The organism is Rahnella contaminans, from assembly GCF_011065485.1.
Taxonomy (GTDB): Bacteria; Pseudomonadota; Gammaproteobacteria; order Enterobacterales; family Enterobacteriaceae; genus Rahnella; species Rahnella contaminans.
Genome location: NZ_JAADJS010000001.1, coordinates 475,257 through 498,802 on the forward strand (window position 1 = coordinate 475,257; position 23,546 = coordinate 498,802).

At 53.0% G+C, this 23,546-nt stretch carries 20 protein-coding genes; 8 read left to right on the top strand and 12 right to left on the bottom strand.

Annotated elements, in window-relative coordinates; translation table 11 throughout:
• Window positions 1-10 precede the first annotated feature (10 nt).
• Window positions 11-1,645 (bottom strand): phosphoethanolamine transferase, encoded by a 1,635-nt coding sequence (locus GW579_RS02215; RefSeq protein ID WP_165057261.1) that lies wholly within the window; start codon window positions 1,643-1,645, stop codon window positions 11-13.
• A 373-nt stretch (window positions 1,646-2,018) separates the two neighbouring features.
• On the opposite strand from GW579_RS02215, the gene lpxA reads away from it, so the two are divergent.
• Entirely contained in the window at window positions 2,019-2,807 is a 789-nt protein-coding gene (lpxA, locus tag GW579_RS02220) for an acyl-ACP--UDP-N-acetylglucosamine O-acyltransferase (protein WP_235937306.1), read from the top strand.
• 18 nt (window positions 2,808-2,825) lie between these two features.
• Here the strand turns inward: lpxA and GW579_RS02225 are convergent, their stop codons facing one another.
• The 4 genes from GW579_RS02225 to GW579_RS02240 form a co-directional block, all read right to left on the bottom strand.
• Complete coding sequence (locus tag GW579_RS02225; protein WP_206738747.1) at window positions 2,826-3,842, bottom strand: DUF2891 domain-containing protein; 1,017 nt, start codon at window positions 3,840-3,842, stop codon at window positions 2,826-2,828.
• Window positions 3,843-3,854: 12 nt separating this feature from the next.
• Window positions 3,855-4,805: a DUF979 domain-containing protein gene (locus GW579_RS02230; protein ID WP_165057265.1), complete on the bottom strand. Its 951-nt coding sequence runs from the start codon at window positions 4,803-4,805 to the stop codon at window positions 3,855-3,857.
• Complete coding sequence (locus GW579_RS02235; protein WP_152326028.1) at window positions 4,802-5,491, bottom strand: DUF969 domain-containing protein; 690 nt, start codon at window positions 5,489-5,491, stop codon at window positions 4,802-4,804. The genes GW579_RS02230 and GW579_RS02235 overlap by 4 nt, the downstream gene beginning before the upstream one ends.
• A gap of 361 nt (window positions 5,492-5,852) precedes the next feature.
• Entirely contained in the window at window positions 5,853-6,512 is a 660-nt protein-coding gene (locus GW579_RS02240) for an epoxyqueuosine reductase QueH (RefSeq protein WP_152326029.1), read from the bottom strand.
• Between the two features lie 183 nt (window positions 6,513-6,695).
• On the opposite strand from GW579_RS02240, the gene GW579_RS02245 reads away from it, so the two are divergent.
• The 6 genes from GW579_RS02245 (at window position 6,696) to dsrB (ending at window position 11,665) form a co-directional block, all read left to right on the top strand.
• Window positions 6,696-7,706 (top strand): AI-2E family transporter, encoded by a 1,011-nt coding sequence (locus GW579_RS02245; RefSeq protein ID WP_152326030.1) that lies wholly within the window; start codon window positions 6,696-6,698, stop codon window positions 7,704-7,706.
• Window positions 7,707-7,930: 224 nt separating this feature from the next.
• Window positions 7,931-8,992: an NAD(P)-dependent alcohol dehydrogenase gene (locus GW579_RS02250; protein WP_152326031.1), complete on the top strand. Its 1,062-nt coding sequence runs from the start codon at window positions 7,931-7,933 to the stop codon at window positions 8,990-8,992.
• 165 nt (window positions 8,993-9,157) lie between these two features.
• The gene (locus tag GW579_RS02255) at window positions 9,158-9,496 is read left to right on the top strand and encodes a hypothetical protein (protein WP_152326032.1); all 339 of its coding nucleotides are present in this window, start codon (window positions 9,158-9,160) and stop codon (window positions 9,494-9,496) included.
• A 239-nt stretch (window positions 9,497-9,735) separates the two neighbouring features.
• Entirely contained in the window at window positions 9,736-10,524 is a 789-nt protein-coding gene (locus tag GW579_RS02260; RefSeq protein ID WP_420821532.1) for an ion transporter, read from the top strand.
• Between the two features lie 298 nt (window positions 10,525-10,822).
• On the top strand, window positions 10,823-11,032 hold the full coding sequence (cspE, locus tag GW579_RS02265; protein WP_013575246.1) for a transcription antiterminator/RNA stability regulator CspE: 210 nt from the start codon (window positions 10,823-10,825) through the stop codon (window positions 11,030-11,032).
• A 435-nt stretch (window positions 11,033-11,467) separates the two neighbouring features.
• Window positions 11,468-11,665 carry a protein DsrB gene (gene dsrB / locus GW579_RS02270; RefSeq protein ID WP_015697634.1) on the top strand — a complete coding sequence of 66 codons (198 nt, stop codon included), beginning with the start codon at window positions 11,468-11,470 and terminating at the stop codon, window positions 11,663-11,665.
• Between the two features lie 96 nt (window positions 11,666-11,761).
• On the opposite strand, the gene GW579_RS02275 is transcribed toward dsrB, so the two are convergent.
• The 5 genes from GW579_RS02275 to GW579_RS02295 form a co-directional block, all read right to left on the bottom strand.
• Complete coding sequence (locus GW579_RS02275) at window positions 11,762-13,462, bottom strand: methyl-accepting chemotaxis protein (RefSeq protein WP_152326034.1); 1,701 nt, start codon at window positions 13,460-13,462, stop codon at window positions 11,762-11,764.
• A gap of 245 nt (window positions 13,463-13,707) precedes the next feature.
• Window positions 13,708-14,322, bottom strand: coding sequence for a transcriptional regulator RcsA (gene rcsA / locus GW579_RS02280; protein WP_152326035.1), 615 nt, complete (start codon window positions 14,320-14,322; stop codon window positions 13,708-13,710).
• Between the two features lie 390 nt (window positions 14,323-14,712).
• Window positions 14,713-15,903: a glycoside hydrolase family 88 protein gene (locus GW579_RS02285; RefSeq protein ID WP_165057267.1), complete on the bottom strand. Its 1,191-nt coding sequence runs from the start codon at window positions 15,901-15,903 to the stop codon at window positions 14,713-14,715.
• A gap of 22 nt (window positions 15,904-15,925) precedes the next feature.
• Complete coding sequence (locus GW579_RS02290; RefSeq protein ID WP_152326037.1) at window positions 15,926-17,212, bottom strand: oligosaccharide MFS transporter; 1,287 nt, start codon at window positions 17,210-17,212, stop codon at window positions 15,926-15,928.
• Window positions 17,213-17,264: 52 nt separating this feature from the next.
• Window positions 17,265-19,103 carry a DUF2264 domain-containing protein gene (locus GW579_RS02295; protein ID WP_165057269.1) on the bottom strand — a complete coding sequence of 613 codons (1,839 nt, stop codon included), beginning with the start codon at window positions 19,101-19,103 and terminating at the stop codon, window positions 17,265-17,267.
• Window positions 19,104-19,368: 265 nt separating this feature from the next.
• Here GW579_RS02295 and GW579_RS02300 point away from each other — a divergent pair, with 265 nt between their 5' ends.
• Window positions 19,369-20,220 carry an AraC family transcriptional regulator gene (locus tag GW579_RS02300; protein WP_165057271.1) on the top strand — a complete coding sequence of 284 codons (852 nt, stop codon included), beginning with the start codon at window positions 19,369-19,371 and terminating at the stop codon, window positions 20,218-20,220.
• A 16-nt stretch (window positions 20,221-20,236) separates the two neighbouring features.
• Here GW579_RS02300 and GW579_RS02305 read toward each other — a convergent pair whose 3' ends face one another.
• Entirely contained in the window at window positions 20,237-21,661 is a 1,425-nt protein-coding gene (locus GW579_RS02305; RefSeq protein WP_165057273.1) for a pyridoxal phosphate-dependent decarboxylase family protein, read from the bottom strand.
• A 91-nt stretch (window positions 21,662-21,752) separates the two neighbouring features.
• A complete protein-coding gene (locus GW579_RS02310; RefSeq protein WP_165057274.1) occupies window positions 21,753-23,153 on the bottom strand; it encodes a CoA transferase in 1,401 nt (466 codons plus the stop codon).
• Between the last annotated feature and the right edge of the window lie 393 nt (window positions 23,154-23,546).

The window sequence follows — 23,546 nt, forward strand, 5'->3', positions numbered from 1 at the left end:
AAAACGAAGGTCAGGCGTGCGGGGCTTTGCAGGCTGCAAGAATATCCAGCTGCGGGTCACGTTCCGTAGTCTGCACATTCATGACACTGAGCACGGTGTGGAACAGATTATCCTGCGACACCTCGTCTTTCGCCGCATTGGCCTTCAGGCATTGCAGATCGATGCCCTGCGCTTTGGTGTAGCCGTCAGACAGCCAGAAAAGCATCGGAACATGCGTCTGCTGGGCTGGTGCCACGCTGTATGGCGTACCATGCAGATACAGGCCGTTTTCACCCAGCGATTCACCGTGATCGGAAAGATAAATCACCGCCACGTTGTATTTATCCTGATACTGCTTCGCCTTTTCAATCACCTGAGATACCAGATAATCGGTATACAGCAGGGTGTTATCGTAGGTATTCACCAGCTGTTCCTGCGAACAGTTTTCGATATCGCTGCGCTCGCAATCGGGCATGAATTTGCGGAATTCCGGCGGATAGCGTTTGTAATACGTCGGGCCGTGGCTGCCAATCAGGTGCAGCGCAATCAGCGTATTTTTACCGTCCGGACGGATGTCGTCGTCGATATTTTGCATCAGCGCCATGTCGTAACAGGTATCGCCATCGCAATATTTGCCGTCTTTTTTCGTGTCGATAATGACGTTCGGCACGCGGTCACACACGCCTTTACAGCCTTCGTCGTTGTCTTTCCAGAAAACAGAAACCCCGGATTTATGCAGAATATCCAGCAATCCTTCGCTGTTACGCGCACGGTTGGCGTCGTAGTGGGTGCGTTTCATATTCGAGAACATGCACGGAACGGAAATTGCCGTCGCCGTCCCGCAGGACGTCATTTTGTTGAAATACACCACATCAGGGATTGCCTGCGTGTACTGATTGGTCGGTTTGGCGTAACCGTTCGACGACTGATTTTGCGCACGCGCGGTTTCACCCACGACCAGGAAGACCAGATTGGGTTTCTGCCCCGGCTGCTGCACCAGTTTGGCGTCGTTACCCAGCGTCTGGAACGGCACTTTTGGCGTGAAATAACGGTGATTCATGTACTGGAAGGCGCTGTACAGGTAATTCGTCGGCACGATTTCCAGATTCAGCGTGCGGTTGTTACGGCCCACGGAAGCGTAATCTTTGTAGAACACACCGGCTATGGACGCGACCACCAGCAGGGAAATCACCATCGACACCAGACGTACACCCAGACGGCGCAGCACGGTTTTTTCATAGGTGACGGGGGTTAAAAACAGCAGGATCGCGGGCAGGATGCCGGTGAAGACAAACCACAGCACCACTTTCAAATTCAGGTAAGACGTCGCTTCCGCAGACTGGGTGTCCAGAATGTTTTCGATCATGCCGCGGTCAAACACCACCTGATAGGTCATCATCGCGAAACTGGCCAGCGCACTGACCGGCAGCACAATGATAAAGAAAGGCTTAAGCAGCGGGCGGAAAGTGAATGGCGTGAACACAAAGTTCAGCGCGGCAAAAAGCACCACCGGAATGGTCAGCGCGAACAAAAGATTGTAGGCAGGCAACGCATGAAGAATGCGGTAAAAGTGCAATAAAATCGGCAGATTAACGACAAAAGTAAAATACAGTGTCAACAGTAAAGTCAGCTTGAAATAGCTGATCTTCGGCAATATATAGCGCAATGAAAACTCCCAACATGCTGAGGTCGCGGGCGTTAATGTGATGGAAACATAACGTGCAGAAATGATTTTGCGCGAATCATATAACTGCAAGCTTAAGAAAGCCTTAATGCTGCTGTAACAAAATACTGATCCTTTCCTTACCGTTTACATTTATAGAAAAGGTTCAGAAAATAAATAAAATATAACAGGCAGGGTTAGCGGCCTGAAACCCTTATGCTGTGCGGCATGGCGAAGTATGTGGCGAAAAAACAACCGCTTCGTTTAAACCTTTCTGGGTGCGTTTCCTCCGCTCATTTTGACTTTCCTCCCTGATTAATCCCGACAGGCTTAATTCACTACTGGTAGCGCCTCAGCTATCAGAAGGATGTACGCGTTGATTTCATCTTCGGCCTCCATTGCGGCCAGCAGTATCATTGAACCCGGTGTCGTTATCGGCCCGCAGGTGGTTATCGGGCCTTTCTGCTTTATTTCCGCCGGTGTTCACATCGGTGAAGGGACGCACATTGCCTCCCACGTCGTGATTAACGGCAACACCCGCATCGGGCGTAACAACATGATAGGAATGGAATCTTCAATCGGGGAAGTCAGTCAGGATCTGAAATATGCCGGGGAAGCCGCCGGGCTGGAAATCGGCGACGACAACCGGATTGACCGTCACGCAACGATCCACCGCGGCACCGCGCAGGGCGGCGGGTTCACGCGGATTGGTAACCGGAATATTTTCGACGGCGGTGTGCATATCGGGCATGACTGCCAGGTGGGTAACGACACGTTTATCGGCGAAAACAGCGGGTTGGCGGGGCACGTCACGTTGGGCGACGAAGCACGGATCGACGCCATGTGCGCCGTGCATCAGTTCTGTATTGTTGGCGCGGGCGCACGCCTTTTGCAAAGTACTTGCGTGGTGCAGGATGTGCCGCCTTACGTGCTGGCCGCTGGCAACCGCGCCGTGCCGCAGGGCATTCATGAACAGGCGGCAGCATATCTCGGCAGCGATGTGATGCAGCAGAAGGTGATCAGGCATTTGTACGATTTGCTGTATCACCAGCAGGCGGCGGTCGACGGGGTGAAGCAGGAGATTGAACGGCTCAGTCAGGAATATCCTTTATTGCGCCATTTTAATGAATTTTTCACCCGTTCAGCGCGCGGTATTATTCGCTGAACGGGTGAAATGAAGGCGTCAGGCTTCGAGTGCCAAAAGCGCAAACGTCGCCAGCCAGTGCTCACCCATATAGGTGCTGTCAAGGTGATCCAGCGCGCTGTGAAGATGCGCTTCTGCGGTCTGACGCAGCAGCGCCGCACGCGGATCGCCTGCCGGTAATGCCGCTGCAAGGGAACGCTGGCACCAGGCGCGGCTGAGGTTCAGCCCGTCAAGATGGCCGATTTTCCCGTCGCTGCGGTCGGTGACCGTGGCCGGTGTGAACAGCGTCGCCGGCTGGCTGTGCGCTAAGTCCGGCAGGAACCGCCCGAACCATGTCACAAACGCATCGCCCGGTAGCACGCGGCGCATCAGTTCTGCTTCCATCAGCGACGGCGAAAGAAACTCATCGCCGCCCGGTTCCCACGCCTGACAATGGACATCTTCCAGATGCCAGCGCAGCGCCGTTTCTTCAATCAGTTCCGCCAGTTTGTGATGCTTCACGCAGCGGGCATAACCGAGCGTCAGTGCCAGCGCAAAGGCCGTATTGAAGTGGCTGCCGACGCGCAGCGGATAGGTGGCTTTCGGCAGGAAATTCGCAAAACTTTTCTCAAAGAACCGGCTCATCGGTGCCAGCGTTTTTGCCCACTGCGCCGCCTGCGGCAACGCCATTTCGTTCAACTGCTGCGTCAGCGCCAGGAACCAGGCCCAGCCGTAAGGCCGTTCAAATCCGGCGTGCTGCGGCTGGCGCAGATAGTCCATCTCGCCGGCTACGTTCTCGTCGGTGAAATGCGCGCTGACCACGGCAATAATCGCACCGGCTTCCGGTAAATCCGGGAAGCGATCCAGCAAACGTAATAACAGCCAGTAGCCGTGGACGCAGGAATGCCAGTCGTAGCTGCCGTAAAAAATCGGGTGCAGCTGGCGTGGCGTCTGCGCATCGGCGGCGCTGCTCATGGCGTGCATCAGTTTATTCGGAAACTCACGCGTCAAATGATTCAGCGCCAGCGAGGCAAAGCGCGACGCCATTTCCGGCGTCAGTGAAGTTGTCATCGTCATCTCATTTCCTTATCAGAAGCGGAACACAAACAGGTACATGAACGCGGTGTTAACCAGCAGCAGTAACACGCCGGTTTTCCACTGCACCTTGATCACGCCGTTTTTATCCTGCAATTCGAGCAACGCCGCAGGCACGATATTGAAGTTGGCCGCCATCGGCGTCATCAGCGTGCCGCAGAAGCCGGACAACATGCCGATGGCGCCCATAATGGCCGGATTGCCGCCGAGCTGATTGACGATAAGCGGCAGGCCGATACCGGCAGTCATCACCGGGAATGCCGCAAAGCCGTTGCCCATAATCATCGTGAACAACGCCATGCCGAAGGTATACGCCACTACAATCGCCAGCGGTGAACCGAGCGGAATAATATTTTTGACCAGCTCCGACACCACGCCACCGACGCCTGCCAGCGCAAACAGCGCGCCGAGTGCGGCCAGCATCTGTGGCAGAATGGCTGCCCAGCCGACGGTATCCATCGTCTGACCGCCCGCTTTAATGGCTTTTACCGGCGAATCACGCAGCATCACCAGCGCGACGATAAACGCCACCAGCGTGCCGATCACCAGCGAAATCAGCGTGACGTTTTTGGCTTCCACCAGCGGCGTGTATTTCAGCGTCAGCGTGCCAATCAGCGTCACAATCGGAATGAGCAGGGCAGGGACAAACAGCTTATTGCCGAAACGCTTCGCACCGGCTTCGCGTTTTTCCACCAGCTCCGGCTGTTCGCTGTCAGATTTACCTTTGCCGAGCTTGCCGATTCCGGCAATGACCGCCAGCAAAATGGCCATGCAGCCGGTGACGAAATGCGGTAACTCACCGCCAAACAGGAAAGTGATGCCGTAAACGCCCCAGAACAGCGCGTTGACATAACGGCGTGCATTGCTTTTATCGCGCAGGTTAAAGAAGGCGTAAGTGCAGAACATCAGCCCGGCAAGGATGTACACGGTTTGCAAAGTGATCATTTCGCGGCACTCCCGTGTTGGGTATCAAAGCGTTTTGCCAGCGAGCGGTCGAGCAGCCAGAGCCGGATAAAGTGGATAATCAGCGCCGCAATGGCGGTTGGGATCGCCCACACGGAAAGGTGCAGGGGTTCGACGTTAATGCCGTACTGATCCAGAAAACCTTTAATCAGCAGGATGGACTGCACGGCGATAAAGATATCCTCGCCAAAAAACACCGCGACGTTGTCGGCAGCGGCAGCGTGCGCGCGGATCTTCTGACGCACGTCGTTAGGCAAATCGCCGTATTTGGTGGTAGCGGCGGCTTCGGCCATCGGCGCAATCAGCGGACGCACCATCTGCGCGTGTCCGCCCAGAGAGTTCAGCCCCAGCGCGGCGGTCATCTGGCGCAGGAAAAAGTACAACATCAGCACGCGGCCGGTGGTCGCCGCATGCACTTTGGAAATCAGGTGTCTGGCCTGTTCTTTCAGCCCGCTGCGTTCGAGCAGGGCGATGACCGGCAATGTCAGCCAGATCAGGCCCATGTAGCGGTTATCGGTGAACGCTTTTCCGAAAGCACTGATAATCTCGACGGTTTGCATACCGCCCGCCAGGCCGGTGGAAATACCCGCCACGGTGACCACTAATAATGGATTGAACCGCAGCGCAAAACCCAGCACGACGATCGGAATGCCAATTAAAACCCACATGATTTGTCCCTCAATAATGTTGTGTTTGCTTTATTTTTTTGGTGAATATCGGCGTTAAAAATACGCAGGTAATTACTGCGTGTAATAAGTTAGTGCTAATTAGCATAAAAATGCGTGAGGCGGAAAGTAACAAGCGTTAACTGTGAACGCAAGATGCAAAGCAAAAGGGCGTCATAGGAAATTATTCTATTATTCAGAGGCCTTGTTATCGGACAAAATAAACCACTGGCGGGTGATTTATTTCCGGAGAATCTGACGGGGCGTGGCGGGGAACATCAGAATAATTAACCCGGCAATTTGGCCGGGTATAATGAAAACAAACGACAGAAAGCGGGTAAGCAGGAGGAGGAATAAACCGGGTTTATTCGTCGTCTTCGTCACCGTAATATTTGACGCCGAGTTTGATCAGCCCGCGCCCCTGGGATTTTCGGTGTAAGTTGCTGTCGCGCAAAGAGTAAACGCAGCCGCAATATTCCTGCTGGTAAAAACGTTCACGTTTGCTGATTTCAATCATGCGCGAGGAGCCGCCTTTTTTACGCCAGTTGTAATCCCAGTAAACCATGCCCGGATAAGGCGCGACGGCGCGCTCGCCGCTGCCGGTAATTTGTTTCATGTCCTTCCAGCGAGAAATACCCAGACAACTGGTCATTGCGCTAAAGCCATGTTCCCAGGCGTACAACGCCGTGCGTTCAAAACGCATATCGAAACACATTGTGCAGCGCACGCCGCGTTCAGGTTCATTTTCCATGCCTTTTGCGCGCGCAAACCAATTATCCGTGTCGTAATCGGCATCGATAAACGGAATGCCGTGCTGCTCTGCAAACCGCATATTTTCTTCTTTGCGCAGCAGATATTCTTTTTGCGGGTGAATATTTGGATTGTAGAAGAAAATCGTGTAGTCGATCCCCGACGCCTGAATGGCTTCCATCACTTCTCCCGAACACGGCGCACAGCAGGAGTGCAGCAATAACTTATCGTGACCTTTGGGAAGTTCGAGTTTTTCACGGAGTAATTCAGACATACTGTTCACCAGATTCTAAGATTTTCTTTATGTAATGTTCATCGGGGATAATAGAAGATCCTGCGGGACTGTCAAAAATTAGTTAACTGTTTAAGTTTGTGGCGGATTGTGCTCTGCCGTTCGGTGCTATGATGTGATTCATCAGGGTTATGACCGGTACTCAAAGGATTAAGGATGCAGGCAATGCAAATAGTGAGATCGAATCAGATTCGCTGGCTCAGTGTATTCATTGTGATGGGCGGGCTCTTGTTGGTTCTTCCTCTTCATTTACTGGCATGTTTTATTGCCGGTTTTTTGGTGTATGAACTGGTCAACGGACTGACGCCTTATTTTCAGAAAATCATCAGCGGCGAAAGGGCGCGCTGGGTGGTGGTGGCGTTTATCAGCACGGTGGTGGTGAGTTTCCTGACTATTGCCGTTGCCGGACTGGCCGATTTCCTGATGGAGGATATGAAGAATCCGGTGGCGTTTAACGCGATGGTGTCGCGGCTGCTGACGGATGCGCAAAGCCGCTTGTCGCCGGTACTCCTGCATTACCTTCCGGCCAATATCGAAGAGTTGCAGCGCAGTTTCCTGCAATGGCTGCGTGAACATATCGTGATGATCCAGACCTTCGGTAAAAACGCCGCGCACGTTTTCGTTACCATGCTCATCGGGATGATCCTTGGCGCGATTATTTCACTTCAGCATCACACGCAGGGCGAGCACCACGCGCCGCTGAAAAAAGAGCTGCTTCAGCGCGTACGTTTACTGAGTGACGCTTTCCGAAATGTGGTGTTTGCGCAGTTCCAGATTTCCCTGATTAATACCGTGCTTTCCGCCATTTTCCTGTTCGGGATTTTGCCGCTGTTCGGTATTCATCTGCCGCTGGCGAAAACGCTGGTCGTCGTGACGTTTGTCTGTGGTCTGCTGCCGGTGGTGGGGAACCTGATTTCGAATACGCTGATTTTTATCGTCGGGCTTTCGCTGTCACTGTGGGTCGGTGCGCTGGTGCTGGCGTATCTCATCATTATTCATAAAGTGGAATACTTCCTGAATGCGCGGATTGTCGGCGGCCGTATCAAGGCGAAATCCTGGGAAGTGTTGCTGGCGATGCTGGTGTTCGAAGCCGCATTTGGCATTCCCGGTGTGGTCGCTGCACCTATCTATTACGCGTATCTGAAAAGCGAACTGAAAGACGCGGGCCTGATCTGAGTTTGCGCTAACGTGGCGCCGTACTCTCACGGTGTCACGGTTTATCCTTTCTTTGTCATCTCCTTGCAACATTCTCTCCCATTCGCCAAAAATCCTGAAAAAAACAGATTCAGGCAAGTAATGGCGAGAATCGTTATACCCGTCTGTCATCGTAAAGGGGCATACTTTCGCGATGCCAGTTTCTGCTGGCATGCTGTATTCCGTTAGCCTATCAGGAGAAAAAAATGACTCTTAACGTTCGTGGTTTCGCTGCACTTTCAGCGGATGCGCCTCTTGCGCCTCATAATTTTGTTCGCCGTGACCCGCGTGATACCGACGTTGTTGTCGACATTCTGTATTGCGGCGTTTGCCACTCAGATATCCATCAGGCCCGTAATGAATGGCATCAAAGCATTTATCCGATGGTTCCGGGGCACGAAATTATCGGCCGCGTGAAGCAGGTTGGTGCGAAAGTTACCGGCTTCAAAGTGGGTGATACCGTCGGTGTAGGCTGTATGGTCGATTCTTGTCAGCACTGTGAATCCTGCGCGGAAAGCCTGGAACAGTACTGTGAAGAAGGCGCGACCATGACCTATAACAGCCATGATCGTCATGACAACATGATGACCTACGGCGGTTATTCCGAACAAATCGTTGTTTCAGAAAAATTCGTTCTGCGTGTTTCTGAAAAACTGGACATCAAATCTGCCGCACCGCTGCTGTGCGCCGGTATCACCACGTACTCTCCGCTGATGCACTGGAAAGTCGGTAAAGGCCACAAAGTCGCGGTCGTTGGTCTGGGCGGTCTGGGCCACATGGGGCTGAAATTTGCCAAAGCGCTGGGCGCAGATGTCACCCTGTTCACGCGTTCTAAAGGTAAAGAGCAGGAAGCGTACCGTCTGGGCGCAGACCACGTTGTGCTGTCTACCGATGAAGAACAAATGGCTGCGGTGAAAAGCCACTTTGACTTCATTCTTGATACCGTGCCGAATCCACATGACCTGAACCCGTATCTGGATACGCTGAAACGTGACGGTACGCATATTCTGGTTGGCCTGATTGAGCCAATCGAACCAGCGCTGCACAGCGGTAAACTGGTCATGGGCCGCAAAACGGTTGCCGGATCTCTGATCGGCGGCATTGCAGAAACTCAGGAAATGCTGGATTTCTGTGCTGAACACGACATTTCTTGTGATGTTGAAATGATCGACATGCAGGACATCAATGGCGCTTACGAACGCATGCTGAAAAGCGACGTGAAATACCGCTTTGTTGTTGACATGGCCTCACTGAAAAACGCCGGATAATCAGCCATCTGATTAAATAGCGACCTGATGCGCCTTTCCCGGTGTTCATTGTGAACGGCAGGGCGGGCGCATTGTGACGAAATTTACTCTTTACGCATTTCTGTGGCTTCTCGGCTTGTAAGCGCGGTGGTATCCTGCTGCCTTTCGCCGGGCGAAGGAAAACCAGTGGCTAAGAGTTTTGATGAACTCATCAGAGACATGGATCTGATGATTGAACATGTGGACAGGCTGAAAAACTTGCCACCACGGGCAGCTCAACCAACAGCTGCTGACAAACCTGCGTACGACTCTTTCGGTGAAATTTTCGCCCTGAAAGCCGTGATGCGGGCTTTTATCTCTTCAGTCGACACCATTGTTAAAGTGCAGATTGCGAAGAAAGTTGAGCAGGATATCGGCCATCTGGAGAGCACGGTGCGGTCCATTGGCGGCGGCAGCGCTGACGCCGAAGACGTCGCGCAGATTACGGCTTACGTCCGCAATGCTGTCTCTGAGCTGATGGATTAATATTCCACCAGCACATCACGTTTCAACAAACGCCGGTCACACCACGTCTTACAAGACATTGTGTGACCGGCGTTTTTTTTGGCGTCAGCTGCGATAGGCGGCGCGGCAAAAAGCGTTTATTCTTCAGGATATCTTTATTGCGGGTGTTGACTATGTCACAGGACTTTCGTTTTCTGGCTTCCCCACGGCGCAGATGTTACGCGCTTTTATTTGAGCACCGCACACGCAGTGGCCGCCGGATGGAGACGTTCTGGATTGTGGCGTCGCTGCTCAGCGTGTTTATTCTTTTCTTCGAATCCAGCGCCACCGATTTATTCCCCGATACGCCGGATATTCTCTGGCGGTTCGGTCTGGCCGAAGCGGCCTTTACTGCGCTGTTTACCGTGGAATACCTACTGCGGGTGTTTTCATCCCCGCGCAAAACGCGTTATCCGCTGAGCTTTTTCGGCATTATCGATCTGCTGACCATCTTGCCGATGTACATCATCTGGCTGATCCCGTCCTTTGGCACTGCCACGGATCTGATTGTGCTGATACGGTTGCTGAGGATTCTACGCGTTCTGCGGGTGCTGAAACTGCTGCGATATATGAGCGACGCCGGGATTTTGTGGCGCAGCCTGATGCGGGCGAAACGCAAACTGGGCATCTTTTTTGGCTTTGTGGCGATCATCTTGTGTTTATTTGGCGGGCTGATGTTTGCCGCAGAAGGCGGGAAGGACGGATTTACCTCGCTCGGCGCGTCCGTTTACTGGGCGGTAGTGACGCTGACCACGGTGGGATATGGCGATATTACGCCGCATACGGCGATCGGCAGAATGCTGGCGTCTGTACTCATCCTGCTGGGCTATTCCATTATTGCCGTGCCGACCGGGATTTTAACGGCTTATATGTCACAAGAGTTGGATAAAGGGCGTGCCGCCCGTTCTTGTCAGACTTGTCTGCATTCCGGCCATGAAATTGACGCTAAATTTTGTGCGCACTGTGGCGCGGTTCTGTCCTCGGAAACTTCTCAACCTATTGAAAAATAGCCCGTTAATTGTACGCAAATTGTACTACATGGTACATAAACTGGCTAATTTCGGACTTTACTCGCGCATTGCATTAAAAAGAGTTGCTATTAAAGGGCAGTCATGAGTAAATACATACCGGCCTGTGGTACAGACCTATTTATGCACGACATCCTGAGTAAAGTTGTTCCAATTTAAAGCGTTATCCATGATAACCCTGCTCTGACGAATTTCCTTCTTAGTGCCTCCATAAGTAACGACTGAAATCCGGCTATAACATGCCCATGGTGGCGAAATTTATTTTTAAAAGGTAATTCCTATGTCAATGATGAAAGGTCAGGTTAAGTGGTTTAACGAGTCTAAAGGCTTTGGCTTCATCACTCCTGCTGACGGCAGCAAAGATGTGTTCGTACACTTCTCCGCTATCCAGGATCAAGGTTTCAAGACCCTGGCTGAAGGCCAGAACGTACAGTTCACTATCGAGAACGGTGCTAAAGGTCCGTCTGCGGCTAACGTTACCGCTATCTAATCTTGCTTTCTCGCTGTTTCAGCGATAATTGCAAAGATGACAAAAACCCGCATGCGCGGGTTTTTTTACGTCTGTTGTTTGTGAAAGGTTGTTTGTGAATAACTATAGTTTGTGAATATCCGTTCTGAAGCCCGCCATAACTCCCCGCATCATCCCCATCTCGATAAAATTCCCTGAATGGCAGGCAAAAAAATGCCCGCATAGAGGCGGGCAAAAATATTTCTTATGACATTCATTATGTACTCCCTCGGGGGTGAGCACGCAGGCAGTATAAAAGAAGTGAAAGTCAGGATTCTGGCATCAAAATGTTAAGAAAATGCAAATTAGTAACGCAGGGTCATTTTCTGATTTTCAGCCCGACTTTCAGCTTGCGCGGTGCCTTTGTGGGGCGGTCTGTACTACAATAAAGATAATTGAAAACCATGGGATAACCTGATGAAAGTTAATGATCTTGTGACAGTGAAAACCGACGGCGGCCCGCGTCGTGAAGGTAAAGTGTTAGCCGTAGAGGAATTTTACGAAGGCGTCATGTATCTGGTGTCGCTGGAAGATTATCCGGCAGGGATATGGTTCTTCAATGAAGGCGATACCAAAGACGGCACGTTCGTTGAACCGCGTGAAGGTTCTGAGTAAACCGCATACCCGCACAAATCCTGAATAAAAAAATACCGGTAGTCAATGTACCGGTATTTTTTGTCTTCAAACCGGGTTAACCGGCGTGATAACACATCAGAACGTTTCCCAGTTTGGCTCTTCGTTCACATTTTTAGACGCGCGGGCAGAAGGGGATGTGAGTGCGCGCGTGGGTGGCTGGCGCTTTGCAGAAGAATTTTGTGCATGCGCGTCGAGGCGGAACACCGCAACAGCCTGCGTCAGACGTGCGGCCTGTTCTTCCAGTGAGGCCGCGGCAGCCGAGGCTTCCTGCACCAGCGAGGCGTTCTGCTGGGTCACGCCGTCCATTTCTGAAACTGCCTGGCTTACCTGGCTGATCCCGCGGCTTTGTTCATCAGACGCCGATGCAATTTCGCCCATAATATCTGTCACATGGCTAACGGCTGTCACGATTTCTGACATCGTATCCCCGGCGTCGCCCACCAGAATGCAGCCTTCACCGACGTAATCTACCGATTCTTCAATCAGCACTTCGATTTCTTTGGCGGCCTGTGCGCTGCGCTGCGCGAGATTGCGCACTTCGCTGGCGACGACGGCAAACCCGCGGCCCTGTTCGCCCGCACGGGCGGCTTCGACGGCGGCGTTAAGCGCCAGAATGTTGGTCTGGAACGCAATGCTGTTGATGACGTTGGTAATTTCAGCGATTTTAGAGGAGCTGCGCGAAATTTTATCCATAGTCGTCACCACGTCTGCCACAATATCGCCGCCTTTCTGCGCTTTGTTCGAGGCATCCGCGGCCAGTTTGCTGGCGTGATGGGCGTTCTCGGAGTTCTGTTTTACCGTTGCGGTCAGTTGTTCCATGCTGGCAGCGGTTTCTTCCAGCGCGGCGGCCTGCTGTTCGGTACGGGAAGAAAGATCGGTATTGCCCGACGCAATTTCCGTAGAACCCTGATAAATCGACACCGCGCCTTCGCGCACGGTTCTGACCGTTGAAGACAGTGAGCTTTGCATCTGCTCGACATTACTGCTCAGCACGCCAATTTCATTGCGGCCATAGCTTTCTGCCGGTTGGGTCAGATCGCCTTCAGAGATTTTCTGAATACGCGTCACCAGACGGTTCAGCGGATTGATAATGACTTTGCGCATCACCAGATAAGTGATGAACGTCAGCACCAGCGCAATCACAAACCCTCCGCTCATCAGCATATAGCCGAGTACCGCATTGCGCTGCGCCTTGTCATTAATCGCATTAGCCGTTTCGGTGCGGTACGCAATCGCCGCCAGCAGCGGAACGTTGTTGGCCAGATCCAGCCCGCGTACGGTTTCCGCTTCCTGTGAAATCACTTCTTCGAAATGCGCCTGCTGCGCGGATTCCAGCATCGGTGCCATGCCTTTGGTCAGATAGGCGGTGTAGGCTTTTTTCAGTGGTTCATCCAGCGCCAGATCTTTGTCTGTTTTATTCGGGCGGTTGATATAACTGTCAAAACTCGACTGCGATTGTTTAATCCGGCTGGCCGCATCCGTCAGGTTTTGTTTGAAGACGTCCTGATCGCCGATCCGCGCCGCGGCTGCCGCCTGAATCAGCAACAGTCTTGCGGTGCGCAAATGATTAGAACTGTTCGACAGCGCCAGACGGATCTGCAATTCCTGCGTGGCATTCGCCAGCGCTGCATTACTTTGTTTTAAAAAGAAACTGGATGACCCGATGGACAGGGCGAACAGAAAGAGGATCCCGGTGAGAATCAGACTAATCAGGGTGATAAGTCGGATATTACTGATAAAAGAGGTGCGCGTTGTAGAGAATGTAGGAGTATCCATTTTATTTTGTTCCGCTCAATTGATCCTGCATACCGCCTGTTCCCGGCGGTGATAAACAGCGATAAAGGCATTGCCAGCGGGGCAAGTCCGGCCGTGACGAAAAGAAAACGCCATATAAAGGACATCGGCATTTCGCCGCAGGGATTCAATTTATATATGAGAGCTGGATCGCATTTTAGGGTTTATGTGGGGCGCTACAGGCGAAGCGCGCGCTCAGCCTGTAGCGAAAACCAGAGGTGGGAATATCAAATCGCGTAGATGCCGTTATTGAGCTGGTCGCACAAACGGACGACGTGATAAATAATGTGTTTGTTCGGTGATTTAATCTTCCTTTTAATATTTCCTTTGTATGAAGACACCGTTTTGGTTTTGATTTGTAGTTTATCGGATATTTCAATGGTCCCGTCGCCTGACATCCACATTTTCAACATTGCGGATTCAGAGCGGCTGAGCATGACCGGCCGGATATCCAGCACGGCACAGCTGGCCGGGTTTTGCGCCTGAGGCAGTGACGGGTGATTTAACAGCTGTTTGAGCGTTTCCGCCTTAATGGATTTCGAGGTGATAATGACGTTCTTACGAACGAAAATATATTCTTCAAAATGAATACGCGTGCGTGACATAAAGATAAAAAACAACGTATCAGGGTATTCGGCGATCAGTGCACCCAGCCGTTCTTTGCTGTCCGGATGCGAAGACATGCAATCCTCATTAATGAATACCACGGAGGGATTGAGTTTTGCACATCCCGCCTGAAGCTGATCGAAGCGATCAACGTCAGTGATCTCCCGTTCGCTGGTGAGAAATTGTTGCAGGCCGAGTCGGGTATACCGGCATGGATCCAAGATTATCGTTTGCATAGTAAGTCCTCATAGGACGTCCTTGTTCTGCATAATGATTGGACGCGATAGGGTCAGCACAAATTTTTCATACAGCGTGCTGAATCTACTTTTTGCATGAAAAACGTCAGTGTGGAAGTCTTATTTTTTGAGGACTAACGGGGAGATGCGCTTAGATTAATTTGATTTATGTCACGTTTGATTTTGATACTGAACAAAATTTTAACGCAAATTAAGACTATTCCTAATGGATGTAATGACATACAAGAAGTGTTTGTTTACAGGGGTGTTACCGTAACACGAGGGAACTGTTCGCAGTAAAATGATGAGGCACATTATCCTTTAAAATAATTCACGAATGAAAAATGGCAACAAAACCAGACGCAGCGTGTAAACACTGCGTCTGAAAACTCACCAGTAGGATTGCCAGCACTGCGTCAGGCGTGTCAGCGCCTCAACGTAAAAGTAATCTCCCCAGCTGCAACATTCATCCACGCCTTTTCTGCTGCCCATATGATAGACAGAATGCTTAAGCAATCCGTCACAATCTTCCTGATCCCCCGCCAGATAACGCCCGGTCAGCGAATCCATGATGCGCAGCGCCATCTCTTCATAATGAGCGCGCTTATCGTCGGTGGCGGGCAGGGCGATGGCCAGTTCCAGCAATCCGCAAACCGCAATCGCCGCCGCCGAACTGTCACGCACCGCATCGGTGCCGAGCAACGCCAGATCCCAGTGACACACATCATCTTCCGGTAAGCGATTGAGAAAGTAATGCGCGAGACGGCGTGACAGCTCGACCTGCTCCGCATCGCCGGTGTAACGGTAGCTGAGCAGGAATCCGTAAATCCCCCACGCCTGACCGCGCGACCAGCAGGAATCGTCGGAATAACCCTGATGTGTATTGCCGAAACGCGGCTCGCCGTTCACCGTGTCCATATAAAACGTGTGATACGTCGAGGCATCCGGACGAACGATATACTTCGCCGCCTGTTCCGCATGCGCCCGCGCGGCCTCGGCAAAGCGTGGTTCGCCGGTTTGTTCACTGGCCCAGTACAGCAGCGGCAGATTCATATTGCAGTCAATAATCATGCGCCCGGCCTGTTCCGGATCGTTCAAATCTCCCCAGGCCTGAATGATTTTGGCTCTTGTGTTGAAACGCTCCATCAGCGCTTCGGCGGCCAGCAGCGCAAAACCGCGCGCCTGACGGTTACCGGTCAGCTTAAAGGCGCTCACGCACGAGAGGCTGTAAAGAAAACCGAGATCGTGCGTCGCGGTATCAATCCGGTTGGCGATACGGTTGCCGAAAGAGGTCACCTGTTTTTCGGCCGCTGCACGATAACGGTCATCGCCGGTCATTTCCCACGCCAGCCACAGCTGTCCGGTCCAGAAACTGGTGGTCCATTCCACATTGCCGGTCAGCGGATAATGACCTTTCTCGCAGTTTTCCGCCGGGAATTTATCGCCGAATTTATCCAGATTGCGCGAGATTTTGCTCAGCACAGTCTCGCGGGCGCGCTGCATTTTTTGCACGAAAGCAATCCGGTCCAGCTGGTTAAGTTCTACAGGGCGTAACTTTTCATTAGCGATGTTCAGTGTCATCAGTTCTTCCTTTTTAATGTGTTCAGCGTTTTAACGGTGCCAGTTCAGGGCTGTTTTCACGTGTTTCAGCGGGGGCCGGTGAGCCGTTACGCAGGCTCTGGCAGGCGGATAACGTAAAGGCGGAGATCAGCGTAAAGCACAGCGCAATACCGCCCATAAACAGATAAGTGTGTTCAAATCCGATGCGGTCGTAGAAATATCCTGCAGGCGGGGCGACGACGATGGAACCGACGTAAATCATTGCCTGGTAGCCGAGCAGGTACATGGTGGCGTTCACGCGTTTGCTGAAATGCTCTGCGATGTATTTGAACACCGACACCAGCAGCAGCGCGATTTCCAGTCCGTAGAAGGGTTTGATAATGGAAATCAGCAGCGGATCGCTGGTCAGCCCGGACGCAAGCAGGCGCAGCCCGACAAGTCCGCCGACCAGCAGCAGGCTCTTTTTGGCACCGAAATAGTTCACCAGTAACGGGATCACCATCATCATCAGAAACTCAAGACCGGACTGCACGGTGCTCAGATAGCCGTACCACGCGTTGCCTTGCTCTTTGGTATCGAAGAAGGTGACGAAGTAGCGCGAGAACTGCTGTTCGGCGACAAACATCATCCACGCGACACCGGCGACATACAGCGAGAACATCCAGAACTTGCGGTTTTTAAGCAGTAAAATCACATCGCTGAACATGATTTTTTGCTGGGAAATCACATCGTTGTCTTTGAGTTCTTCATCACCAATTTTCAGTGACAGCAGCACCGCCAGCATCACGAGCGATGTCGCGCTGCTCAGGCCAAAATTCCAGGCCGGGGACAAATTAAACAACACGCCGGAAAACGATGCAGCCAGCGCCCAGCCAAGTGAGCCCCACATACGTACCTGGCCGAATTCCATGTGATACAGGCGGCTGAAGCGGTCGGCGTAGGATTCCGACGCCGCCACACCGGCGTACCAGCCCAGGCTCAGATACAGCGCGCCGACGATAATCCCGGTCATCAGATGGCTGTCGAGCAGCGGCTGATACACGAAGATAAAAAAGGGCGCCATCAGGGCGGAGATCAGCACAACAAAATAGAGCAGGGATTTGCTCATGCCGATCTTATCCATGATGTAGCCGTAGACCGGTTTCATGATCACCGCGAACACGCCGTTGACCGCGAAGACCGTGCCGATGGTGACGCTGTCCAGCCCGGCTTTCTGACCGAGCCACAAGGCGTATAGACCGAAGCTGGAAGACCAGGTGAAGAAGTAGAGAAATAAAAAGCCACTCATTTTGTAATACGCCGGTTTACTGGCGGTTTTTATCGCTTTCATAATGACTCCTGAAGACTGAACTGGCAGCCCTGACGGTATAGCGCGGTGGCTCTTAACGCAGCGTGATTTGCCCGCTGTGCCCCTGATAGTGCCAGCGTAATTGCTGCCCCTCGCGGATCACTTCCGGTACACCTTGCGCGCAGATATCCTGTGTGGCGGAGGCACAAACGGCGGTGATCAGCCAGTGTGAACCGGCGGGAAGTGCGCCGGTCAGCACCGGAACGGAGGCTGTTTCGGCAAACATAATGCTGCTGTTCGGCGGAGTGATAACGGTGGCGGCGTCGCGCGGTGTGGCCTCGTCGAGACACACAATCCGGCTGACGCCGTTGCGTGCGCTGACGGTGACGGCACGTTGGTCCGCTGTCATCTCTGTGCGCGTTGCCGTTTCCTGAATCACCGCGAAACCGCCTTCCGCCGAGGACAGTGGCCGCCGGTTTTCGATATGGTGAACGCGCAGATGCCAGTCGCCACAGGGGATCAGCCAGGTGCACACCGTGACGTCGTGCCACGGCAGCCAGCGGGAATAAATCATCGATTCTGTGATGTGTGTTTCTGCGCAGTCGCGGCGTCCGCGGTAATAACCGTCGTCTTCCGAGAACATCAGCATCGAATCACAACCGGCGTGATTCAGCCCGTAGCGGCCACGGTCGAGGGTGAAACCAAACTGGCTGGAGTAGGCGAACTTGGTGTATTTGGCTTCGGTATTAACGAAATTATTCAGTTCGATTTGCCCGGACGTGAGCATCACCACATGCTGGCCCTGTGCGTCGCGCGTCAGGATCTGGCTGGCGTGCGCAATACAGTGTGTGGCCGGAATGTCGGGCAGCGGCGCTTCTTCTGCCTGCCAGAATGCATCGTCCTGCGGCAAGGCCAGTACCAGAAACAGTTTGCAGGCCCAGTAGGGAGAACCCGGCGCGTTATAGTCTTCGGCCATCACCAGATTTGGCGTGTGATAGCCAATGCTCAGCACGCCGTCACGGTCAAAAATAGGCTCTTTCAGCCAGTGCCGCAGATGGCGCAAAATCACCCCTTTCACGATGCCCGGTGTGAACACGTCCAGTTTGCTGTAGGCGGCAGCGCTCCAGAAAGCGGCTTCGGCAAACCGATAAGTCAGGCTGCGGCCAAACGGCACGGCGGCACCGCTGGCGGAAAACATCGTGATGAAATCCTGAGCAAATTGCCGTGCGCGTTCCCTGAGCACGGCGGCGCGCGGGGCATCCACGTCGGCCATATTCTGTGCGTAAATCAGACCGTAATAATGAAAGGCCATCGAAATATAGTAATCACGCGGGCGTCCCGGTCCGTCGGAATACCATCCGTCGCCGAGGTAATAGGTTTCCATCAGCGCAAAACGTGCAGCCACGGCGGATTTATCCCACGGCATTCCGGCCTGCCTGAAGCCCATCTGCACCATGATCGGGAAAAAATTCCAGTTGTTATTAGGAATAACGGCGTCGCGTCCCTGATTCAGCCAGTCAGCCAGATTTTGCTGTTCCTGCGCAGAGAAATGGGTCAGCAGGCGCTTATCCATCAGGGCCAGCCCGACGCCAAACGCCGCCATTTCTACGCAACGCTGGTCGCAATCGCGGATTTCTCCCCAGTATTGCGGATGCTGCGGATCGGTACCGAAGCGGATCGCATTAATGTAAAACGGCAAATCCGGGCATTCACCGCCACCGGCCAGCAGCGGGAAAATCCCCCACAGCATGCGTGAAAGTGCTTCCATTTTGGCAATCTCTTTACCGTAATGCGTGGTGGTATTGCCGAGGTCGATTCCACTTTTGCCTTCTTCGGTGTAGGGCGAAACGGCGGACAGCAGATCGTTTAGCAGGTGTTGTACATCGCCGCGGGTACGCAGCGGATTGCCGGTATTTATTTTTTTCAGCGTCATAAAGGGACTCCCGGTGACGTGATGGGTACCAGAAAATAAGGGTTTATTAATTTGAAATATTATTTCAGTTCTTTGTGTCGCGAATGAAATATAGAGAACTGGCGATCTCTGATTGTTACCTGCTTCACAGAATGCGGTGATTTTTGAAATTGTGATTATTAAATTGGCGGTAAAACGGCTTAAATTATAAAAAGCTGACTGAAAATTGTGTTTTGTTGTCCTGGATAAAAAAGACGCAGAAATACACTAAGAGGAACCCGCCATAATGCCGGCATCAGATTATCTCGAACGTATTGCCCTTAACGAACGTCAGGTTTCGTTTAACCGGATGAACCGCGGCAGTGCCAATTATTTTCACTGGCATCAGTGTCTGGAATTACTTTTTGTCAGTCAGGGCTATGGCATTGTGATTGTCGATAACCAGCAATACACGCTGCGGCCAGGCCGGATGTTTGTCTTCCCGCCTTTTAAATTGCACAAAGTGTTTGTCGAAGCCGATGAGAAAAATGCCTATCTGCGTACGACCATTCATCTCGATCATCAGTTGCTGGACGGCTGTCTGCAATCTTTCCCGCAGCGTCGCCGGCGATTTGCCAGTTTGTGGGATGCTGACCGTGCTGCGCATATTTTTGACCTGAGCGCCCACGCCAGCCATATCGAACTCATTCTGGAAAAGTTTAATCAATTGCCGGAACCGCAGGCGGATCAGTGGGAAGAAATCGCCATGCTTATCCTGCAACTGATGGTGTTTATGCCCGAGGAAGACGGTCAGCCGAAAACTATCAGCCGCACAACGGCCTCCAAAGTCATGCAGTGGATCGAAGAAAATTACGTGCAGAAGTTTGCGCTGGCCGATCTTTCGGCTGCACTGGGGCTTTCGGAAAGTTATCTGTCGCGGGTCTTCGGACAGGAAACGGGCGGCTCGATTCAGGATTATCTGGCCACGCGGCGGGTAAAACGTGCCTGTGAACTGCTGCGCTCAACCGACCGTTCGGTCGAAGCGATCGGGCTGCAATGCGGTTTTTCAGATGCACCGTATTTCATCACCCGGTTCAAGAAAATGATCGGAAAAACGCCGCTGCAATATCGCAAGGCGGCATTTTCACTCTTGTCATAAGACGATCAGGAACGTCTCAAACCTCTGCGCGGCAGGCTTTCAGGGAATCCAGTGCCAGACGAATATCCGATTCACGGGTCATCCAGTTTACCAGCGCAGCGCGCATGCCAGGCTTTCCATTAAGTGACGTGGCGGTACAGCGTACCACGCCCGCATTATCCAGTAATTTCAGAAACTGATTACGCTGCTCAAGGGCCCGCGGTGAACTGTCAGTGGTATCCAGCGCGAAGCACACCACATTCAGATTCACGGGTGCGAGCAGGGTAAATCCGGGCGTGTTTGTCAGCTGCTCACCGAGCAGTCTGGCCAGCGCGACATTACGATCCACGACTTCTGCCAGACCGTCACGACCATAGGCTTTCAGCGCCATCCAGACCGGCAGCGCACGAAAACGCCGGGAGTTTTCGGGTGTCAGATGCAGATAATTGTCAGGGCGGACAGCAGGCAGCGCCAGATAGGGCGAATGATTCTGGAACACCTGAACCTGAAGAGCCAGGTGCTTTTGCTGCGTGAACTGAAGCGCGCTGTCATAGGGAACGTTCAGCCATTTATGCGCATCAATGGTAACTGAATCAGCCTGCTCCCAGCCTGCAAGCAGCGGCGCATAACGCTTTGATGCCGCCGCCACGCCGCCAAATGCGGCATCCACATGCAGCCAGAAATCGTATTTTTCACGCAATTTCAGCAGCGCAGGCAAATCATCAAACGCCACGGTGTTTACCGTCCCTGCGCTGGCGAGCACCATCGTCGGCACCGAAGGGGCGCTTAACAGTATTTGCTCCAGTGCAGCGGGATCGATAGCTTCGGTGCCCGGTAATGTGGCGACGCTAACCAGCGCATCGCGACCCAGACCCAGCATACTCAGGGCTTTCACACTGCTGGAATGTGCGGAAGCAGAAAGCACCCGCACCGGGCCGAGCGCAGCCAAACCCTGCTGTGCGACATCAATTCCCCGCTGTTCGCCGAGCCACTGACGGGCAATCGCCATGCTGACAAAGTTTGCCATCGTCGCGCCACTGACAAACGTACCGCACAGCGACTCCGGAAGACCGAACAGTTGTTTCAGTTGTGCAACGGTTGCCAGTTCAATGGCCGGAGCAATGGTGTCGAAATTCAGTTGCGCATTCTGATCCACCGTGCTGACCAGCCAGTCAGCGGCCAGTGCTGCGGGCGTGCCGCCGCCGGTCACAAAACCGAAATAACGCGGGCCCGCACTGGCAGACATTCCGCTGGCGTAACGGTTCCAGAAATGCGTCAGCGCGGCCTGCGCGCCGATGCCACTTTCCGGTAACCGGTCGTCTTCGTCTTGCACATTTTGCGCGCTGGCGGGCGGGCAGGTGGAACGCTCCGGCAGCGTTTCGAGGAAAGAAACCGCCGTGTCGCAGGCCTGACGCAGGATTTCAGGCAGGGTATCCAGATCGTGCTGAAGCAGTGGGTGCATAGAATTCCGTTATCGCTCAAAAGATTGTAAAGGTTGATTAACTTACCTGATCAGTCACAAGCAACAAACTGACATATTTTCATTTCTAAATTCATTTTTCCTGCGGGTCTGACTGCCAGCTGGCTGCACCTGAACCGAGCGGCGACGCCGGTAAATGCCAGTGCATTGTCGTGTTTTCCAGCCAGACGGGCGCAAGTAAACGCCGGGCATTTCCCCAGACTGTGATTTCCGCTTGTGCTGAGAAGTCTGTTTGTTCTGCGGATCCAATCAGCGGTTCGTGTTGGGGCGCGGATGCACCACCGGCCATAAGTTCTGAGGCAGTACGTGCCAGTGACAGACGGGTTTCGCTGCCCTGACCGGTTTCCACACGCTGTGCTAAACCGTGCAACACCGCAGCTGCCATCAGATATCCGGTGGAATGATCGAGCGCCTGTACCGGCAGCGGCACCGGTTTGTTGCTGCCTGAAAGTGCCATTCCCTGTTGGGCAATACCGCAACTCATCTGCACCAGACTGTCGAAACCGCGCCGCTCGCGCCAGGGACCGCTCCACCCGTAGGCATTGAGGCAAACATCCACCAGACCCGGCGCCATGGCACGACGCTGCTCGCTGCCATAGCCGAGTTTATGCAGCGCACCGGCACGATAGCCGTGCACGACCACATCTGCATCACGCAATAATTCCTCGAAACGATGTCTGTCCTGAGGGTTATGCAGGTTCAGCCGCGCACAGTGTTTCCCCAACGTGACATCGGCTTCCTGACTGGTTTCATCCCAGCCGTAAGGATCGATACGCAGCACATCGGCGCCCAGTCCGGCCAGAAAACGCGTGGCGACGGGCCCGGCAATAATCCGTGTCAGGTCGAGAATTCTTATGCCAGCCAGCGGCTTTTCGCGAGATAACGCCCATTGAGGTATTGCTGCTGGCGACGTCAATGCGCGTTGAAATAACGGCTCATTGTGCAGGGATTTACCCTGCATATGCTGCTGCCACTCATCCGGTCTGAGCATCTGCGCGGCGCATCCCCCCGCCTGTACCACCGCCTGCTCCAGTTCTGCCTTTTTCCAGGTCATCACCTGCTGTGCAAGAATTTCGCGACTTACCGCTTTTCCAAACAGAGATTCCACCACTTTGCGGTGCGCAGGTGCATTGGTATGCAGACGGATCCAGCCATCGGCCGTGGCGTAGTCGCCTGCCAGACTGTCCCACGCAGGCGGGATTTCCCAACCTTCTGGTTTAATACTCGTTTTGCACCAAAGCGACGCCAGCCGCCGGTTAACGGTAACCGTTTCATACTCGCCATGTTTTATCGCCAGTAATCGCGACAAAGTCATTCCGGCTAGCGCCACTGACGCGGTGATTAGCGGTGTGACCGGATAATAGGAAGGCAAATTCCCTGCACTCTCAATATGAAGCGGGCAGGGAAGTGAAATCCCGCCGGTGAGCTGAACGAAAAGTGCCCGTGCTTTCTGCTGGATAGGATCATCTGACATGCGTTAACTCCGGTGTGAGGCATCAAAGCTTCACAAATTTATAACATCTCTGAGGCAATGTAGGAAATCGATGAGTGACACTGTCACGCAGTGTTGTGCTACTTACTGGTAACAGAATGCTCCTAAAGTCCGTTCAGCGTTAGTCACGCCATCAGGGGAACCATTACCGCGCAATCCCTTCTTTCCAAAAACCCTCTCAGCCCCTGTCACGCGGGGAATGAGCGCAGTCATATGCGTTGACTTTTTCAAGTAAAATATTAGCTGAATGCTTTCAATTTCTGGTACTCGGCTTGTGAATTTTACGTTAGCCTTGGGGTCGAAAATTTTGAATACGCGGGGACTGCGTTTTTGTGACGTAGTCCCCAGATTTTTTTGCCCAGTACAGGAAACGAT

Bases quoted from the DNA above. Each gene is read 5' to 3' on its own strand.
- GW579_RS02225 (WP_206738747.1), bottom strand. From the start codon at position 3,842: ATGACGATGACAACTTCACTGACGCCGGAAATGGCGTCGCGCTTTGCC.
- GW579_RS02230 (WP_165057265.1), bottom strand. From the start codon at position 4,805: ATGATCACTTTGCAAACCGTGTACATCCTTGCCGGGCTGATGTTCTGC.
- GW579_RS02235 (WP_152326028.1), bottom strand. From the start codon at position 5,491: ATGTGGGTTTTAATTGGCATTCCGATCGTCGTGCTGGGTTTTGCGCTG.
- GW579_RS02240 (WP_152326029.1), bottom strand. From the start codon at position 6,512: ATGTCTGAATTACTCCGTGAAAAACTCGAACTTCCCAAAGGTCACGAT.
- GW579_RS02245 (WP_152326030.1), top strand. From the start codon at position 6,696: ATGCAAATAGTGAGATCGAATCAGATTCGCTGGCTCAGTGTATTCATT.
- GW579_RS02250 (WP_152326031.1), top strand. From the start codon at position 7,931: ATGACTCTTAACGTTCGTGGTTTCGCTGCACTTTCAGCGGATGCGCCT.
- GW579_RS02260 (WP_420821532.1), top strand. From the start codon at position 9,736: ATGGAGACGTTCTGGATTGTGGCGTCGCTGCTCAGCGTGTTTATTCTT.
- cspE (WP_013575246.1), top strand. From the start codon at position 10,823: ATGTCAATGATGAAAGGTCAGGTTAAGTGGTTTAACGAGTCTAAAGGC.
- dsrB (WP_015697634.1), top strand. From the start codon at position 11,468: ATGAAAGTTAATGATCTTGTGACAGTGAAAACCGACGGCGGCCCGCGT.
- GW579_RS02275 (WP_152326034.1), bottom strand. From the start codon at position 13,462: ATGGATACTCCTACATTCTCTACAACGCGCACCTCTTTTATCAGTAAT.
- rcsA (WP_152326035.1), bottom strand. From the start codon at position 14,322: ATGCAAACGATAATCTTGGATCCATGCCGGTATACCCGACTCGGCCTG.
- GW579_RS02285 (WP_165057267.1), bottom strand. From the start codon at position 15,903: ATGACACTGAACATCGCTAATGAAAAGTTACGCCCTGTAGAACTTAAC.
- GW579_RS02290 (WP_152326037.1), bottom strand. From the start codon at position 17,212: ATGAAAGCGATAAAAACCGCCAGTAAACCGGCGTATTACAAAATGAGT.
- GW579_RS02295 (WP_165057269.1), bottom strand. From the start codon at position 19,103: ATGACGCTGAAAAAAATAAATACCGGCAATCCGCTGCGTACCCGCGGC.
- GW579_RS02300 (WP_165057271.1), top strand. From the start codon at position 19,369: ATGCCGGCATCAGATTATCTCGAACGTATTGCCCTTAACGAACGTCAG.
- GW579_RS02305 (WP_165057273.1), bottom strand. From the start codon at position 21,661: ATGCACCCACTGCTTCAGCACGATCTGGATACCCTGCCTGAAATCCTG.
- GW579_RS02310 (WP_165057274.1), bottom strand. From the start codon at position 23,153: ATGTCAGATGATCCTATCCAGCAGAAAGCACGGGCACTTTTCGTTCAG.